Origin of the sequence: Vibrio sp. B1FLJ16, from assembly GCF_905175385.1 — a bacterium.
Taxonomy (GTDB): Bacteria; Pseudomonadota; Gammaproteobacteria; order Enterobacterales; family Vibrionaceae; genus Vibrio.
The window spans coordinates 431617-448095 of sequence record NZ_HG992750.1 but is presented as its reverse complement, the minus strand read 5'-3'; the positions used below and the strand labels follow the sequence as shown (position 1 = coordinate 448095).

13 protein-coding genes and 1 pseudogene are annotated in these 16479 nt (G+C 46.1%); 7 read left to right on the top strand and 7 right to left on the bottom strand.

Going from position 1 to position 16479, the window contains the following annotated elements; all coding sequences use genetic code 11:
* Window positions 1-9: 9 nt before the first annotated feature.
* The gene (locus KHN79_RS16100) at window positions 10-435 is read left to right on the top strand and encodes a helix-turn-helix transcriptional regulator (protein WP_182010669.1); all 426 of its coding nucleotides are present in this window, start codon (window positions 10-12) and stop codon (window positions 433-435) included.
* On the opposite strand, the gene KHN79_RS16095 is transcribed toward KHN79_RS16100, so the two are convergent.
* Window positions 422-958 carry a hypothetical protein gene (locus tag KHN79_RS16095; protein ID WP_244812739.1) on the bottom strand — a complete coding sequence of 179 codons (537 nt, stop codon included), beginning with the start codon at window positions 956-958 and terminating at the stop codon, window positions 422-424. The two genes, KHN79_RS16100 and KHN79_RS16095, sit on opposite strands and share 14 nt — an antisense overlap.
* A 525-nt stretch (window positions 959-1483) precedes the next feature.
* Between KHN79_RS16095 and clcA the strand changes: the two genes are divergently transcribed.
* Together clcA and KHN79_RS16085 are read left to right on the top strand one after the other, a co-directional pair.
* Window positions 1484-2887 (top strand): H(+)/Cl(-) exchange transporter ClcA, encoded by a 1404-nt coding sequence (clcA, locus tag KHN79_RS16090; protein ID WP_182010670.1) that lies wholly within the window; start codon window positions 1484-1486, stop codon window positions 2885-2887.
* 243 nt (window positions 2888-3130) lie between these two features.
* Entirely contained in the window at window positions 3131-4096 is a 966-nt protein-coding gene (locus KHN79_RS16085; RefSeq protein WP_182010671.1) for a TDT family transporter, read from the top strand.
* Between the two features lie 46 nt (window positions 4097-4142).
* On the opposite strand, the gene KHN79_RS16080 is transcribed toward KHN79_RS16085, so the two are convergent.
* Entirely contained in the window at window positions 4143-5381 is a 1239-nt protein-coding gene (locus tag KHN79_RS16080) for an NRAMP family divalent metal transporter (RefSeq protein ID WP_182010672.1), read from the bottom strand.
* 248 nt (window positions 5382-5629) lie between these two features.
* Window positions 5630-6283: pseudogene (gene folE, locus KHN79_RS16075) on the bottom strand (GTP cyclohydrolase I FolE).
* Between the two features lie 344 nt (window positions 6284-6627).
* On the opposite strand from folE, the gene moeA reads away from it, so the two are divergent.
* From moeA to KHN79_RS16060, 3 genes are read left to right on the top strand one after another with little or no spacing between them, the layout of a single operon-like run.
* The gene (gene moeA, locus KHN79_RS16070; RefSeq protein ID WP_182010673.1) at window positions 6628-7863 is read left to right on the top strand and encodes a molybdopterin molybdotransferase MoeA; all 1236 of its coding nucleotides are present in this window, start codon (window positions 6628-6630) and stop codon (window positions 7861-7863) included.
* A gap of 9 nt (window positions 7864-7872) precedes the next feature.
* Window positions 7873-8622, top strand: coding sequence for a molybdopterin-synthase adenylyltransferase MoeB (gene moeB, locus KHN79_RS16065; RefSeq protein WP_182010674.1), 750 nt, complete (start codon window positions 7873-7875; stop codon window positions 8620-8622).
* 40 nt (window positions 8623-8662) lie between these two features.
* On the top strand, window positions 8663-9493 hold the full coding sequence (locus KHN79_RS16060; protein ID WP_182010675.1) for a sulfurtransferase: 831 nt from the start codon (window positions 8663-8665) through the stop codon (window positions 9491-9493).
* A 107-nt stretch (window positions 9494-9600) separates the two neighbouring features.
* Here KHN79_RS16060 and KHN79_RS16055 read toward each other — a convergent pair whose 3' ends face one another.
* The 4 genes from KHN79_RS16055 to KHN79_RS16040 all read right to left on the bottom strand — a co-directional run bounded on the left by KHN79_RS16055 (window position 9601) and on the right by KHN79_RS16040 (window position 15044).
* Window positions 9601-11493, bottom strand: a complete 1893-nt coding sequence (locus KHN79_RS16055; RefSeq protein WP_182010676.1) for a TRAP transporter fused permease subunit — start codon at window positions 11491-11493, stop codon at window positions 9601-9603.
* Window positions 11494-11520: 27 nt separating this feature from the next.
* Window positions 11521-12450 carry a TAXI family TRAP transporter solute-binding subunit gene (locus tag KHN79_RS16050; RefSeq protein ID WP_182010677.1) on the bottom strand — a complete coding sequence of 310 codons (930 nt, stop codon included), beginning with the start codon at window positions 12448-12450 and terminating at the stop codon, window positions 11521-11523.
* Between the two features lie 170 nt (window positions 12451-12620).
* Entirely contained in the window at window positions 12621-13916 is a 1296-nt protein-coding gene (locus tag KHN79_RS16045) for a glycoside hydrolase family 18 protein (RefSeq protein ID WP_182010678.1), read from the bottom strand.
* A gap of 126 nt (window positions 13917-14042) precedes the next feature.
* Window positions 14043-15044: a sugar-binding transcriptional regulator gene (locus tag KHN79_RS16040; RefSeq protein WP_182010679.1), complete on the bottom strand. Its 1002-nt coding sequence runs from the start codon at window positions 15042-15044 to the stop codon at window positions 14043-14045.
* Window positions 15045-15508: 464 nt separating this feature from the next.
* Between KHN79_RS16040 and tal the strand changes: the two genes are divergently transcribed.
* Window positions 15509-16459 (top strand): transaldolase, encoded by a 951-nt coding sequence (gene tal / locus KHN79_RS16035; RefSeq protein ID WP_182010680.1) that lies wholly within the window; start codon window positions 15509-15511, stop codon window positions 16457-16459.
* The last annotated feature ends 20 nt before the right edge of the window (window positions 16460-16479 follow it).

Below are 16479 nucleotides of genomic sequence, written 5' to 3'. Positions count from 1 at the left end.
GTACGAAATATGTCTTTTGCCCAACGTTTGTCTACTTTAATCGGCGAAGAAAGCATCAGCGGCTTTGCGCGACGAGTTGATGTATCAGAAGCGTTAATTAGAAAATACTTAAAAGGCAGTGAGCCGAGCCTGACAAAAGCCAATCAAATTGCGATGCGAGCCAACTGTTCTCTTGAATGGCTAGCGACCGGTTGCGGTTACCTTTATCGCCGCGCAGAAGTAGTCGATATGGAAGCCTATAAACTCTCTTTTCAGTATGTGATGAATAATCCGCTGTCTGAGGAGAGTGAAGATCTGCACCGCAAACTGATAGCAGGCTATCAGTATCTTCGCTCGCATAAAAAGGCTGATGGATTTTTAGATGAATCCGCAATGGCAACGTTCCTCTCTTTGCATCATGAAAATAAAAGCGATCATGAAGCTAAAAGCGAGTAACGTGCATTTTGATGATATCCCCGTCACTTTCGAGCATCACTTTAAGGCTAGGTGAAATTGAATCAAACTCATTTGGCCTTACCCACTCTGTTATTCGTCTTGCTTCAGGCGGATAACGGTTCATCATTAAGATAACTTCCTTATCTACGGCTTCTGCAGATTTCTGTTTTAGCGAATTCAGCACATCATATTCAGCATCATCGAACTGCAGGCGGCGCATGACGAATCCATCTTTTCTTAGGTTGAGGATCAAGTCGTTCCAGTTTTGCCACTGGTATTGGCTTAAAAAGACGAAATGAGCGATGTCATCACCTAAGGTGACTTCACCGTACAGGTGCTGATGATAGTAATGAAAATCATCTAAGCACAGAGCTTTAGCAGATGGGTCGGAACCACTCAAATCTGTCTCACAATGATACCAGTTTCCCCCACTCTCTACCGCGTTCTGAATCTTCGGGTAAGGTTGTTCAGACAATACCGTTTGCCACCAATTATCCAGCGCAAATACAGCACTTGAAAACACAGCAAAACAAACAGGCAGTATATATCGTAAGTACAGGGGCATCATATGTGTAGACGTCAGAAACAGGTGGCTACGACAATAACCTGAGACAGAAAATTAGCAAGAAGGAAATACAATTTATTAGCGCCCATTAAGAAGGCGCACAGTTGCGTGCGCCTCTACCTCGTTACTCAATCGTGAGTGTGCGAATCGGGAAGTCTGTTGATGCATCCCAAACTAAAAACGAGGAATTACTGTAGGGTTTGATTCCATCCAAATTGTGAGTAAAACTTCACGTCCCTCCTTCTGAAGCAGTCATGTTGCTTTACACTTAAAGCATGGTTCATTTTTCTCAGAAAACAAGTTCTACCAGTAAAAAAGTAGCAACAATTACGCATCTGATAGTACATCACTCGAAGGCGTATTTTCCTGAATCCTTCAACCCAATATTTGTGCAAAGCTAAATTGCAACTTTACTGATTAGGTCTAGACTCTTCCAAGCGTATACTTTACGTCCCGCATGCGATTAAATACCGGAGATTTTTAATGACCAAACGAGAGAGAATTGTGAAGTCTGTGTTAGCGCACGTACCCAAAGATGCGATTAACCAGTTTATCTCTCGAGGGTCAACACCGGTATCTGTTCTAGTTATGGCTGCCATCGTAGGAGTAGTCGCGGGTATAGTTGGTACCTACTTTGAGCTTGCTGTTCACTTTGTTTCTGAAACCCGAACTGAATGGTTAAGAGGTGAAATCGGCAGCGCCCTGCCTCTGTGGCTGGCTGCGGTGTTAATCAGTGCTCTGCTGGCTTTTATCGGATATTTTCTTGTTCACCGCTTCGCACCAGAGGCGGCTGGCTCTGGGATTCCCGAAATAGAAGGAGCCATGGACAATATTCGCCCTGTTCGTTGGTGGAGAGTGCTTCCTGTTAAGTTTTTCGGTGGTATGGGTGCTCTTGGCTCCGGTATGGTTTTAGGGCGAGAAGGTCCAACAGTACAGATGGGCGGTGCTGTTGGCCGAATGGTCACAGACATATTTCGCGTAAAGGATGACGACGCTCGTCATTCACTGCTCGCTTCCGGAGCCGCGGGCGGTTTAGCAGCAGCGTTTAACGCGCCGTTAGCCGGTATCATGTTTGTCGTTGAGGAAATGCGGCCTCAGTTCCGCTACTCTTTGATCTCCATTCGTGCGGTGATCATCTCTGCCATCATGGCAAACATTGTATTTCGCAGTATTAATGGCCAAGATGCCGTAATAACCATGCCTCAGTATCAGCCACCAGCGCTACAATCACTTTGGTTGTTTCTGTTACTGGGTGCCCTATTTGGTGTATTCGGCGTTCTTTTCAATAAGCTCATCACTGTCGCTCAGGACAGTTTTGTCGCCATTCACAAAAACGACCGCAAGCGCTACCTCATAACAGGCTCCATTTTAGGCGGGGTGTTCGGTTTACTGCTTTTATACGTCCCGCAATTAACTGGGGGCGGGATAACCCTTATACCTGATGTGACTAACGGGAATTACTCTATTTCACTGTTAGTGATGTTGTTCGTTGGACGTGTAGTAACGACTCTGCTTTGCTTCGGCTCGGGCGCACCTGGTGGTATTTTTGCTCCAATGCTCGCTTTAGGAACTCTGTTTGGTTATGCATTTGGGGCGAGTGCGGAACTATTATTGCCTGTACTTGATATCGAACCAGGCATGTTTGCTATAGCGGGAATGGGGGCTTTATTCGCCGCGACTGTTCGCGCGCCAATCACTGGGATCCTGCTCGTGATAGAGATGACCAATAACTACTATTTAATCCTGCCGTTGATCATTACTTGTCTGGGTGCGGTAATTATTGCTCAAATGCTGGGCGGCCAGCCGATATACAGCCAATTACTTCGTCGAACAATCAAAAACGAAAAACTGCGTCAGCAAGATCTTCCTGAGAATCAAACAAGTTAAAATGGATAGTCTAATTCAATGTTCCAAACAATCTTGTTATTATTCAGGTTGTTTGGAGCGGTTAAGCCTCTACTTTTACATCTTTTCCCAAATATTCGATACCAAACTCACAAAGTTGCTATTCTTTAATCATTCCTCGCCTGCTTTAAGAGTAACTGCTGTTAAAACTTGCTAGTATTCGCGCCTCATAAAGCCACAATTAGTATTATCATTTCGTTCGGGTAAAATCATTTCGGAGTAGATTTGAACTGGAGAAGACTTGTACAGTTTTATAGTGTCCCGCCCTCTCAGGCTGCGTTGGCATTGGGTATTATTGGATTAGGCCAGGCTTGGGCGTTGTATGTCCCCGCTATTGGAGAGCCAATACGACCATTTCTCTCGTTACTCGGCGCATTATTGCTGACCCCAGTACTACTAAAGTACGCGACCAGCCCACGTTTATTCATGGCTGATATCCGACATCCGTTGAGCGGCAGTTTAATGGCACCGATGAGCATGGCATTACTAATCCTCACCGATTACCTTGCTACCGTCGCGCCTCTTATTGCTCATCCACTGTGGTTTCTTGCGCTTTTGCTTCATTTTTCTATGATGGTGCTGTTTTTCAGCTTCCAGCTAAGAAACTTCAAGATGTCGAATATAGTCCCAAGCTGGTTTCTGTATCCAGTGGGATTAATCAGCAGTTCATTAGCAGGCTCTCAGTTCGGACACAACCTATTCTCTCAAACCCTTGCGCTCATGTGTATTGGCATCTATTTCTTTATGTTGCCACTTGTCTTATATCGATTAGTATTCTTCGGCTCTCTGCCAAGAAGAGCCCGACCAACTCTTGCCATAATGGCGGCACCTGTAAACTTATCGCTCGCCGCCTATCTGGTTAACTTTCCCGAGCCAGATCCTATTCTGACCGGAGCTTTATCAGGTATCGCTATCACGATGACATTGCTCATCTACCTGTGCTATTTCCGTCTGTTACGTTTGAAGTTTCAGCCTTCGATTGCCGCGGTAACGTTTCCGTCCGTCATCAGTGCTATCGCAATGCACCGATTAACCACGTTCTTCGCTGAATCACATCCCCGGTGGAACTGGCTGCACGACTTTGGCTTTTTAGAGCTCAGCATCGCGACCTTCTTAGTGGTTTGGGTATCGGCAGGATATGTAAAAATGTACTGGCCGGAGGTTGTCAGATCGCACTCTAAGCAAGCATAAAAAACGCCTCCAATGAGGCCGTTTTTTATCGAATCAACAAATTTCACTACCCGGCAAACTTCGCCATAAAGTTACCGATATTAGTCAAACTCGCTCCAGCCATCACGACCACGATCGCGATACCAGTCAACGTGAGATACTTCGGATGCTGATAATCACCCACGATCTCTTTTTTCTTTGTTGCTACGAGAACTGTTCCTAATACGATTGGAAGAATGATGCTGTTAACCAGACCTGCGAGCATCAACAGGAGGATCGGCATATTCATTGTGACTGTACCTAGCGAAGTTATGATGATAAAACCGACACACCATGCTTTTTCATTGCGTGCAACCACTGGGAACAGCGTCTTAATGAGTGATATTGCCATGTAAGAGTTACCCACTACGGAAGTGATAGAGGCAACAAACAGCACCAAGCCAAAAATAAAGTAACCCAACTCACCAGCCCCCTGGCGGAAAGCATCTGCTGCCGGATTAGAAGCATCCAACGTTGCGCCCGTGGCAATAACACCAAACACCGCCAAGAAAAGCAGAATACGGATGACCACAGCGATTGAGATTCCTGCCCACGCTGTTTTCTTGATTGACGGGATGTTTTCTTTACCCTTCAGACCAATATCAACCAGACGTTGTGCACCGGTATAATAACCGCCTACCGCACCACCAACGATAGTCAGCGTCGGTAGCAGAAGACTGCTCACCTCAGAAGGCATTAATGCTGCGGTCAAAGTTTCTCCCATCGGGGGCAGACTCGTCATTGCCACATACGCAATCAATATGATCATAAACAACCCGAGGTAACGCGCCATTTGATCCATTCGCTTAGATGCGTTGTGAACCACAAACAACAAGCAGCCAACCATGCCTGTAAACAGTGCTCCCCAAGTTGTATCCACACCCGTCAGTACATTGATACCCAATGCCGCACCACTAACGTTACCAAAGTTAAATGCGACCGCGCCAAGGGCAAGCAGGACACCAACAGCGTACCCCATACCCGGTGCAACTTTGTTCGCGATATCTTGGATACGCATGCCAGAAACGCCAACAATACGCCAAAGGTTCATCACAATACCAAAGGTGATAAAAATGGAGGCCAATACAGGGAATGCCATATCCACTTTGTAGATATTAGTGAAAACTGCAGTTTGGGTAAGGAAACCGGGACCTACGGATGTGGTTGCCATCAAAAACGCGACGCTTAACATCGCTTTCTTTTGCCAACTGGTATCTGTACTCGGAGCAGATAGAGGATTTGTACTGATGGTGCTTTGTGTCGTCATGCCAAGTCTCAATTTTGTTGTCTTCCTATTATTAGAAAAATAGAAACACAACTGACCGAGATCAGCTGAATTTGAGGGGATACTTCTTTTAAAACAAATGATTACAAACTGTAGCCATTCATTGGGCGCATATACTAAGAGTATCTTTTGTGACTGTCAACACAGAATGGTACAAATATTTTTTGTTGCGACAGATATATCATGCATAAAAAAGGATGGCCTTGGCCATCCTTCATATTCAATTCTTTTTATCGTAAACCATGCAGAAATTCGGCGCGAGTTGCCGGGTTGCTCTTGAAGATACCACCCAAAGCTGTTGTCGTTGTTTCACTGGTTGCATCCATGACACCACGTGATTTTACGCAGTAGTGCGTTGCATCAATCGTTACTGCGACATCATCCGACTCCAGCAATGTTTGCAGAGCAATCAGAATCTGTTGCGTCATGCGCTCTTGAACCTGTGGACGCTGAGCAAAGAAGCGAACAATGCGGTTGATTTTCGACAAGCCGATGATTTTTCCACGCGGAATGTAAGCGACGGCAGCTTTACCATCAATCGTGACAAGGTGGTGTTCACAAGTGCTGGTCACGGTGATGTCTTTCACACGTACCATTCACTCACGTTCATCTTGTTTTCTTATGACAGTGATTTTCGGGAAGTTAGAGTAATCCAGACCAGAGAAAATTTCGTCTACATACATTTTTGCAATGCGGTGCGGCGTTTCTTCAAGACTGTCATCTGTTAAGTCAAGCTGAAGCAGGCCTAAGATCTCACGCATGTGGTACTCGATCTTTTCCTTTTTCTCTTCACGGCTAACGTTATTAGGACGCATAGGCGTTTCTAATCCGCGTTGCTCTAGCGCTTCTTTTACTAACTTCGCTGACTCGCTAAGACCTGACATTACACTTCCTCTTTATAACTACCGCTCACGTCATGAAAAATTGTAGATTTCATTCCGTTAGCGTTTCATTAACTCAGTTAAATGCTTCATTCACAAAGACAAATATCATAAATCACTGAGCGCTTTACTCTAGATCCACAAGGTTTTTACCCCTTTTGGATGGGTGACAAGGATACTCGGAATTTTGAATAATTACACCCATATTTTATAGGAGGATATTCCCATACCCAAATGACGCCAAGATGACTGATTCACAAGGTTTAAAGGTAATTTTACGGTGTGGGTATATCAATGACTCTTTTATGATAAAGTTTCTACAAACATAAGAACATAGGATTAACTCAATGGGCTGCTGCGACGCACCTGGCTTGATGCCAATTGAAGAAGCGATGGAAAAAATGCTATCGCGAATCAAACCGATCCAAACCACACTTTCTCTCCCGCTTGCTGAAGCGTTGGGCTTTGTACTTGCTGAAGACATATTGTCTCCAATCCATGTACCGCCTTTCGATAACTCAGCAATGGACGGTTACGCGATCCGTATAAAAGACCTGGAGTCATCCTCTGTTCTGCCACTGGCCGGTAAATCATTCGCAGGTCAGCCGTTTGAAGGTGAATGGGAGCAAGGTACGTGTGTCCGTATCATGACTGGTGCAAAGATTCCTGAAGGGTGCGATGCGGTCATCATGCAGGAAAATACCGAAGTGATTGACGCCGGAGTCAAGTTTAACCAAACAGACGTAGAGCCACAAAACAACATTCGCCCAACAGGAGATGACATTAAGCAGGGTGACATCGTATTGGCTAAAGGCGCACGTTTAACCCCTCGTGACATTCCTATGATTGCTTCACTAGGTGTTAGCCACGTGACTGTGGTACGCAAGCCAAAAGTGGCATTTTTCTCTACCGGCGACGAACTTAAGCCACTTGGAGAAAAGCTGCAAGAAGGTCAGATTTATGACAGCAACCGTTACGGTATTAAACCGCTTATCGAAAACTTCGGTTGTGAACCTGTAGACTTAGGCATCGTCCCTGACTGCCCGAATGCACTGAAAGCAACCTTCGAGCAAGCGCAAACGCTAGCTGATGTGGTTGTGACATCAGGTGGTGTGAGCGTAGGTGAAGCTGACTACACGAAAGACATTCTGGAAGAGCTTGGCGAAATCGGCTTCTGGAAACTGGCGATTAAGCCTGGAAAACCATTCGCTTTTGGTAAGCTTTCAACAGCGTGGTTCTGCGGTCTGCCTGGTAATCCGGTTTCTGCAATGATGACAATGTACGTGCTGGTTCAGCCGATGCTGGCGAAATTAGCCGGTCATACGGAATGGCAAGAGCCTGAATCTATTCCTGCAGTGACAAAGACGGCTTTCAAGAAAGTGCCGGGGCGTGCAGATTACCAGCGCGGTATCTACTCACTTGAAGATGGTAAATTCGTTGTCGAAACCACTGGCAACCAAAGCTCAGGCGCATTTCGTTCGATGAGTTTAGCGAACTGCTTTGTGGTATTGGAACGAGAACGTGGCCGTGTTGAAATTGGCGAAACCGTCAACATCCAACTATTCAACTCGACACTTTACTAGGAACGCGCCGTGGATATTCTGTCTGATCAAGAAATGCTGCGCTACAACCGTCAGATCATTCTTCGTCAGTTTGATTTTGATGGACAGGAGGCGCTTAAGCAAAGCTCGGTTTTAATTCTCGGCGCGGGCGGTTTGGGCTGTGCATCGAGTCAGTACCTTGCAACTGCCGGCGTTGGTAAGCTCACATTGATTGATGATGACATTGTTGAGCTTTCCAATCTTCAGCGTCAGGTATTACACCATGATGCAGACATCGGCCGTAAAAAAGTCGAATCCGCCGCTGATTCTTTGCGTGAGCTTAATCCGTATACCGAAGTAACGACAATTGCGACGCGCCTTGATGATGCAGAGCTGAAAGCCCTTATCGAGCAACATACCCTCGTTGTGGACGCTTCGGACAACGTTGAGACGCGCAATCAACTCAACCGATTGTGTTTTGAGACAAAAACACCGCTGGTATCTGGTGCAGCCATTCGTATGGAGGGGCAAATTAGCGTCTTCACTTATGATGACCCGGAACAGCCGTGTTACCAGTGTTTAAGTGCGTTGTTTGGCAGTGAGGCATTAAGCTGTGTCGAGGCCGGAGTAATGGCTCCTGTGGTCGGAATTGTGGGTGCGGTACAAGCGATGGAAGCAATCAAAGTCATTGCGAATTATGGTCAGCCGAAAAAAGGCAAAATCCTGATTCTTGATGCGCTCAGTATGTCATGGCGTGAAATGAATTTGATGAAGATGCCAACCTGTCCGGTATGTAGCTAATCAGAAAACAGGCAATGTCACTAAATAAAAGGACTTAACGATGAATACATTGATTAACGTCGATGAACTAAGTGCTCTGTTAAGAGAGCCGAACGTGAAAATTCTGGACGCCAGCATAAGCTTTCAGATCCCGTCAGAGGGAGAGAAAATCACAGATACATGGATTCCCGGCTCTCTGCGTTTTGATTACGACAATGACTTTTGTCTGCCAGACAGTCCTCTTCCGCACATGATGCCGACAGAAGAAGGATTTAATCGCAGTGCACAAAACCTGGGACTGCACAAAGACGACTTGGTTGTGGTTTACGATAACTCAGGAACCCTGGCCTCTCCGAGAGCCTGGTGGATGTTCAAAGCGATGGGACACAATAATGTTCGAGTCCTTAACGGTGGTTTGCCTGCATGGATAGCGGCAAATTTACCTGTTGTCGACACACTGAGTACACCCACCCAACAAGGCTCATTTTCCGGTACTTTGTCTAGACATGCCTTCTTAGATGCGCAGACCGTACTCGATCATGCAATTGGCCAAAGCGCCAATATTCTCGATGCGCGCTCTATCGCTCGCTTCTTAGGAGAAGTTCCCGAGCCGCGAGCTGGTCTTCGCAGCGGACACATTCCAAACTCAATCTGCCTACCGTTTCAAGAGCTTATGGCTGATGGACACATCAAACCGATTTCTGAACTGGAACAAGTATTCCGAGAACTAACAATACACGAAGATAAACCCTTAATTTTCAGCTGTGGTTCCGGAGTCACCGCTTGTATCTTATTGTTGGCGGCACACCAATTGGGGCAACGCAATGTGTCTGTCTATGACGGATCGTGGACTGAGTGGGGTTCGAGCCATCATCTTCCTATTGAAGTTTAATAGAAAGCTCTGTTTCCCCATCCCCAATCAGAAACAAAAACGGCCTTCAATCAAAGGCCGTTTTTTCGTTTAATCTACTATGGGACTTTATCCTAATTGACTCATCATCAAGCTTGTGAAGCAGACTTATCTGGTTGACGATAGTTAAGCAGGCATACCGCAACTATCACCACTAAAGCAACCAGTCGGTAGATATCAGACATAAATAACACACCTAATGCCATCACAAGTAACACTGCGCGCTGCCACTGCTGTAATGGAGAGAACAAACGTCCCTCTATGCCACCAGCAAATGCGACAAATAGGCTTATAGTCGAAATCACGCCAATCACAAAATGCATCGGTTCGCCATCTATCCAGATCAAGCCAGAAAAGGCCATCATGGCCGGAATAAGGAAAAAGCCCTGTGCGAGTTTAAAGGCCTGCACTGCTGAGCGCATCGGTGACGCATTCGCAATTCCTGCTCCTGCAAACGCCGCTAATGCAATAGGTGGGGTTACGTTTGACGTTTGCGATAGCCAGAACACGATCATGTGCGCGGTTAGTAGCCCAAGCCCAAATTCCATTAGCGCTGGAACCGCCATAATGGATAACACGATATAGGCTGCCGTTACAGGCAGTCCCATTCCGAGTACCACTGCGGCAACGGCGATTAAAGCTAATGCCGACCACAAGTGGCCACCTGACATTGCGATAAGGAACTGGGTAAACTGAAGCCCGATGCCCGTCTGACCAACCACACCGACGACAATACCGGCTGTTGCACAAGCGACTGAGATAGGAATGGCGAGAAACGCACCTTCACGCAGACCTTCAATAAACAGCTTCACCGAAATACGGCTGTGTTTACGCGTCATCGCAGCAAGCAGTATCGCCACACACCCAATCACACCAACAAGCACCGGAGAATAACTCATCATCAAAAGTGCCGTGATTAAAATCAGCGGAACCAGATAATGCCAGCCGTCTTTCAGCACTTTAGATATTTGCTCAGTTATGGTCATTCCCTGCAAGCCAAGTTTACAGGCCATCAAGTGAACATAAAGCAGAGTGCAGGCAAAATACAAAATCGCCGGAGCAATCGAGACCAATAAAATGTCGCTGTATGGAATCCCAGTAAATTGCGCCATAACAAACGCCCCTGCCCCCATAACCGGAGGCATGATTTGCCCACCTGTTGAAGCAGCGGCTTCGATACCGGCAGCCTGCTCAGGCTTATAGCCGAGCTTTTTCATCATTGGTATCGTCAGTGCACCTGTAGTCACGGTGTTAGCAATCGCCGAGCCGGAAATAGAACCAAGTGCAGCTGAAGCAACAACACTCGCTTTCGCCGGACCGCCACGGTACTTACCTGCCAGCGCAAACGCCATATCTATAAAGAACTGACCCGCCCCTGTTACCTGCAAGAATGCTCCGAACAAAACAAAGATAAAGACTACGCCCGCAGCAATTGCCAGTGGTGCTCCGTAAACCCCGTTAGTGGAATAGATATGAAAGCGCACAATCTCTTCCGCGGAAAAACCTTTACTCGCAATATTATCCGGTAACACATCCCCGAACATGGCATAAGCCAAGAATACCGCAGCAATCACTACCATTACTAACCCGACGGTTCGCCTGGTAGCTTCAAGCAACATCACGATTAAGACGACGCCGGCAGTTTGTTCAACCGAACCTAAACCGTCGAGCAAAAAACTGATGTCGTCATAATCAAACCTGGCAATGATCACCGACGCCCAACAAGTTAAGGCGACAAGAATGAAATCGATGATTCGACCTGTCAGATACAACGGAAACGAGCTTCTGGCTTTGAAAGTCGGATAGACCAAAAAAGCAATGGCTAGCACCCAGCTAACATGAATCGGGCGAAATACTGGTGCAGACAGGGTGGCGACAATTCCCTGCCAGACTTGAAAGACAGATAAAGCGATAGCCGCAACGGCGGCTATCGAAAGTATCACGTCTGTAATTTTCTGGTTACTCGGATGAATCTCACTCATCGCTTACTCCATGTAACTTTAAACGATCTACTTTGTTTGTTCCTGCAGGTATTTCGCCGCACCAGGATGCAGTGGCGCGCCTTCTAACTTGGTCATATTCTCGATAGTGGTGAACTTAGTAACACCCAGCACCTGACGAATGTCCTCGATGTGGTCGAAAGTCGTTTTGGTTAGTTGATAAGCCATATCTTCGCTCATGTTTTTATTCACAACCAAAACATTCCAGACCGCTGGTACCTTAAACGCAGGTACCTTGTTGTACGCATCAGCCGGTACATCAAGTTCTAGATAGGAAGGATAGGCCTGAGCAATTTTATTAAGCTCTTCGTCACTGAAACTCAACACGCGAATATCACGAGTCAGAGCCAGTTCAGTAATTGCGCCTACACCAACACTACCAACGATGATACCCGCATCAATCTGGTTGTTAGCAATCGCACTGGTTGTTGCGGTGTAGTTAAGAGACTGAGCTTTAATATCGTCTTCAGAAACACCTAACGTATTGAGAATATTAACAGCGCTTACACGCGTACCTGAGCCCGGAGCACCGAGAGAAACGCGTTTGCCTTTTAGATCAGTGATAGATTTGATATCAGAGTCAGCTGGCACAATGAACTGCACTGCATTTGGATAAAGAGCAAACAACACCGCTACGTCCATCTTACGCGGGAACGGGTCAGTCCCTTCGTAAGCCTGCAATACCACATTACCCTGCGCAATTCCGACGAGTTGCTTGTTAGTCGACACTTTAATGGTATTTTCAACAGAGGCTGCGGTCACTTCCGCACGCATGTTGAAGTCTGGTAAATTCTCACTCCAAATTTTGGCCAGCATACCGCCCAGCGGATAATAAGTACCACTCTGACTACCGGTACCGATAGTGTAATTTTCAGCCATCGTTGATGCTGAAAATACGACAGCAAGTGCCACTAGCCCATTCCTTAGTGCCTGGTACATAAACGCTCCTTGTTCTTTTAAATTGATTGTTATTCCATATAGTTATGGTTTGCAGAAGCGGAAATAGCAAACGAGAGTGAGAGGAAATGAACGCTTTGTGCGCTATCTCACTCTGCATATTGATAAATGAATAAAAAATGCAGAGTGAGGCAGGTGTAAGCGCAATAACTTTAGTTCTGCATCTCTTTATACATTACGTCGACCAACTCGCCTTTCGGATCACCCGACAATTCCCAGGTAAATATGCCACCCAGGTTAGATTGTTTCGCCCAGTTCGCTTTTGCTTTAATAGAGCGCTCGTCTTCAAACGAGATAAACACTTTCTTTTCAGGGTGCCACAAGTATGGTGCCTGTGACTGCTCATCATATTTGTATTCGTAGCCTTGTTTAGCACTGTAGTTCTTCATTAAGTCCCAAAACATGAAGTACCCGTTTTCACCCGTACCAAACTGTGCACCTTGCTCTGACAACAAATCCTGCGTTGGTAAGCCACCAGAAAAATCTTTAGTGCCTTGCCATCCTCGTCCATAAAAGGCAGCGCCAATCACCAGTTTTTCACTCGGTATTCCCAGCTCGATCATCTGGTTAATAAACACATCTGCGCCCATCCCCCACCAGCTTCGTTCAGTCGCATGCAGATTCGTCGTGTGTCCGGTTTGCTGTCCCCAGCCGCCTAAAAAGTCGTAAGTCATCGCAAACATGTTGGTTAGATAAGGTTGCGCCGATTTCCAGTCGATGCTTGCCGCTTTAGGACCTACTCCAACCGCTGTTGAAAGTTCATATTCGCGCTTGGTCTTTTTCTCCAATCCATCAAGTTCAGAACGCAGAGTTTTGACCAGATAGGTAAAGGCATCGCGTTCTGAAGATTTCTGCTCATCAGATAATTTAGTCTCCGGATTCCATGGAGATGTCGTTAAGCCTCCACCTCCTGGGTATTCCCAATCGAGGTCGATGCCGTCGAAGAAGTCATATTGAGCAATCAACTCAACTGCAGTTTTAGAGAACTGATCCATGGCAGTTTTATCTTTTACCATGGTGTGAAAGGGCTCAGACATGGTCCACCCTCCGAAAGAAGGAAGTATTTTCAGTTCTGGATTCAGCTTCTTTAACTCCGCCAGTTGAGCGAAATGGCCATTGTAAGGAACAGCGACCGAGACGGGACCGAACTCTTTTTCAAGCGCAGCTTCCGTATCGACAACAATGGCCGTATACGGTTCTTTCCCTTTACATTGCTCTTCCACCAATTTTTGCACCGTTTCGGATGCCCCGGTGTGTGGACCACACATACTCAAAAACGCGTAAATAACGTGTGTGAGTTTGTCGGCAGGAATATCTTTTACTGTATAAGGGTTGTCCGCATTGGCATATTGCCAGTCCGCAAAATAACCAGCGACGACTTTTGGCTCTGCGTTAGCGAATGTTGAAAAACTTGCTAATAGTGCGGTGGTGAGAAGTGTTTTTTTCATAATTTCCTCCGGAGTAAGAAATTACAAAGTACTCTGGAGGATTAGTTTTAACTCGGAAACGAAATCAGGCTGCGAGTGATTTATAAATACTCACAACCATATTACATTGATTGCACATAATTTGTGCTAAATCTCCGATGTAGCTTTACCATTCATCTGTTCATCGAGGTTGAGTACAGTTAATGCGTTACTTACGCTCGTCGCGATGACATCAATTGCCCCCGTTCTCAGTGCACCTAATAAGGCTAGTGGCTTACTGTTTTCTGCTGCAATTGCGATCACTTCTGAAACCGAACGAAATTCATCAATACCTAAGCCAATGATCCGGTCACTCATCACGGTCTTCGCTGATTCGCCATTAATATCAAAGAAGTCGTACCCCGCGAAATCTCCAACCACACCCTGCAACATACGAGACTGAACGACCTCTTCTGCGGTGAACCAGCCTAGATCCACCATATAGCTGTTTTCACTCATATCGCCAATTCCGACCAGTGCGACATCTGCTTTACGTGCAAGGTCCAAGGTCTGTTTCACCGTCGCGTTTTGCATGAAAGCCAGTTTCTGCTCCCGGTTTTCCGCATATGCAGGAGCGTATAAGGTCTCTGAAGTTCCGCCGTAGCTTTTCGCAAACTGACGGCAAATATGGTCTGCGTTAAACATGCCGCCACGAGGGTGTATACCACCGATTCCGCAAACAAATTTCACGTCTTTCTGGGGAATTACACCGACGTGGTGCGCGACTGCTGACACATTACGGCCCTGGCCGACCGTTACGACTGTGCCATTTTGCAATGTGCTGGCCATGTACTTCGACACCAGCCCCGCAACCTGAAGTCTCTGCTGTTCTTCACTCGGCTGATCCAATGCAACCAAAGCCCGCTTTACACCAAAACGTTCAATAAGACGCTGCTCAATCTTAGCGCTGAACACCGGATGGTATTTAACTGTAATCTCAACAATACCTTCGTCTCTTGCCTGCTTCAGCATACGTCCCACCTTAGCGCGGGATACGGCAAACTTTTTCGAGATCTCTTCCTGTGTCGCTCCATCTTGATAGTAAGCAACAGAAATTTCAGTCAGAAGATCAGTGCCTTCATCAGATACATCGTTAATGGATTTACTCATAATCACCTGATTTATATATAGCTGTTCCGTTTACACGGGCAAATACTCAGCACCTTTACAAGCGCTCACATGCGTAGCATATGTCACACACGCACATCACTTCAACATTTGCTCATCACAAAAACAATTTCTCACCCTAAAATTTCTACCAATAAGTAATGCGATAAGCTATGTATAGCCTAGGCAAACGTTTATTCATGCAACAGCAGGTTAACAACTAAAAAAATAATTGATTAAAGTCACCTTACCTTCAGATCAACAATTGACTTTCGGTGCAGATAAGATAATTATGGAGGCATCATTTACTCAACGTTTGATCAAATGCTCATAACAGTTGTTCAAACGCTGAAAAGTTAAAAGTTAGCTGGTGGAACAAATATCAACTTCTATCTGCTAATGCGCTTGTAACTGCACTCTTCATGCTTACAGCAAAGTATGAGACCCCATGAAATAGGATGATCGTAATGAGCAACAAATTAGAGCAACTTCGTAAACTAACGACTGTAGTAGCTGACACTGGTGAAATTGACGCAATCAAAAAATACCAACCAGAAGACGCAACAACTAACCCTTCTCTGATTCTGAAAGCCGCTCAAATTGCTGAGTATGCACCTCTGATCGACGCTTCAATTGCTTACGCAAAAGAGCAAAGCGACGACAAAGCTCAACAAGTTCAAGACACTTGTGACATGCTTGCTGTAAACATTGGTAAAGAAATCCTTAAAACTATCCCAGGCCGTATCTCAACAGAAGTTGATGCTCGTCTTTCTTACGATATGGAAGGCAGCGTAGCGAAAGCACGTCAGCTAGTTAAGATGTACAACGATGCAGGTATCACTAACGATCGCATCCTTATCAAACTGGCTTCTACTTGGGAAGGTATCCGCGCTGCAGAAATCCTAGAAAAAGAAGGCATCAACTGTAACCTGACTCTTCTATTCTCATTCGCTCAGGCGCGTGCTTGTGCTGAAGCTGGCGTATTCCTGATTTCACCATTCGTTGGTCGTATCATGGACTGGTACAAGGCAAAAGAAGGTCGTGACTTCGAAGCTCAAGAAGATCCAGGTGTACTATCTGTAACTTCTATCTACAACTACTACAAAGAGTACGGCTACAACACGGTTGTTATGGGCGCGAGCTTCCGTAACATCGGCGAGATCCTAGAGCTTGCTGGTTGTGACCGTCTGACTATCGCTCCTGCTCTTCTTGCAGAACTAGAAGCAGCTGAAGGCGAAGTAGTTGAGAAGCTTATCGACTCTAAAGGCGCGAAAGAGCGTCCGGCTCCAATGACTCACTCAGAGTTCCTATGGGATCACAACCAAGACCCAATGGCTGTAGAGAAGCTTGCTGAAGGTATCCGCAACTTCGCGATTGACCAGGGTAAACTAGAAGACATGATCGCAGCTAAGCTGTAATCACACAGAATCACAACAGG